We start from the raw sequence: 1,263 nt of genomic DNA on the forward strand, positions 1-1,263 counted from the left end.
CGGCTTAACTCAGCTTTTCGCAGATTAACACGTCCTTCATCGCCTCTAACTGCCAAGGCATCCACCACATACGCTTAGTCACTTAACCATACAACCCCAAAAAGTCTTGCTGGTCTTTTGTCATTTATGCTTCGTTGCTTTTTCGCTCGTGTAGCACGCTACACCACGCTCAAAGCGCCTTGCCTAAATGCCAAAACCCTGCGCAATACGTTTTAATTGAATAAATCGCATTGACTGTTTTGAATTCTCGGAGACTAATCCGAGATAAGTTGCAAGTCTGACATTTTCACGCACTCAATAGAGTGTCTTGAGTAAGAATAACTAACTTCGTCAGTTATAATTTGAAGCATTGTAAACAATACTTCTTTTTGACAATCAACAAGTTGATTGTCGTGATAATTTGATTCTCTAATAAAAGAGTCAGCTACGATTGGACGTCGTAACCACAAATTATCGGGTTTAATATCAGCTTTCCAAATTGTTAAAGATGTAATCAGTGCGCGCATTCGGCAAAGATTTTGGTAAAAAACCAAATTTAAAACATCGTGATTATAAATCGGATGACTTAAATTTGGCCTTTCTTTATTCGAAGAAAATATTTTTGTATTTTTACAAGGCATTTAATTGCGCCGTGTAGTTCGCCTACACAAGTAATTAAATAACGCCGTAAAAATCAAAAATGGTGGAGCTAAGCAGGATCGAACTGCTGACCTCCTGCGTGCAAGGCAGGCGCTCTCCCAGCTGAGCTATAGCCCCATTGTTTTACCAATGGTAAATAACGTTCTTAATCATATTTAAAAAAATACAATTAATGCTTTTTACAAGGCATTTTATGGCGACGTTTAGCCTTCTTAAACGAGTCATAAAATAACGTCGTAAAAACGTTAATTTGGTAGGTCTGAGTAGACTTGAACTACCGACCTCACCCTTATCAGGGGTGCGCTCTAACCAGCTGAGCTACAGACCTATCACAAGGCACTCACTCGCAGTTGTCGGCACGACCTCACCACTCATATAAAGGGGGTGGGCAATAACTATCTAAGCTACAGACCTATCACAAGGTCATGAGCGACCTATATTTTCTTCATCTTTCGTTATCATACAATTTGTGTGAACACTCAGCACTAAGCTAATTCACTTAAGGTAAGGAGGTGATCCAACCCCAGGTTCCCCTAGGGTTACCTTGTTACGACTTCACCCCAGTCATAAATCACAAAGTGGTAACCGTCCCCCCGAAGGTTAGACTAGCTACTTCTTTTGCAA

General features: G+C 40.5%; 2 tRNA genes and 2 rRNA genes. All 4 read right to left on the minus strand.

The window, feature by feature from the left end:
- A 23S ribosomal RNA gene (locus tag ND16A_RS0119815) occupies positions 1-88 on the minus strand; the annotation flags it as partial.
- Positions 89-680: 592 nt separating this feature from the next.
- Positions 681-756 (minus strand) — tRNA-Ala (locus tag ND16A_RS00040).
- Positions 757-890: 134 nt separating this feature from the next.
- A tRNA-Ile gene (locus ND16A_RS00035) sits at positions 891-967 on the minus strand.
- Positions 968-1,144: 177 nt separating this feature from the next.
- A 16S ribosomal RNA gene (locus tag ND16A_RS0119825) occupies positions 1,145-1,263 on the minus strand; the annotation flags it as partial.

It is taken from the genome of Thalassotalea sp. ND16A (assembly GCF_000764205.1).
Classification (GTDB): domain Bacteria; phylum Pseudomonadota; class Gammaproteobacteria; order Enterobacterales; family Alteromonadaceae; genus Thalassotalea_A.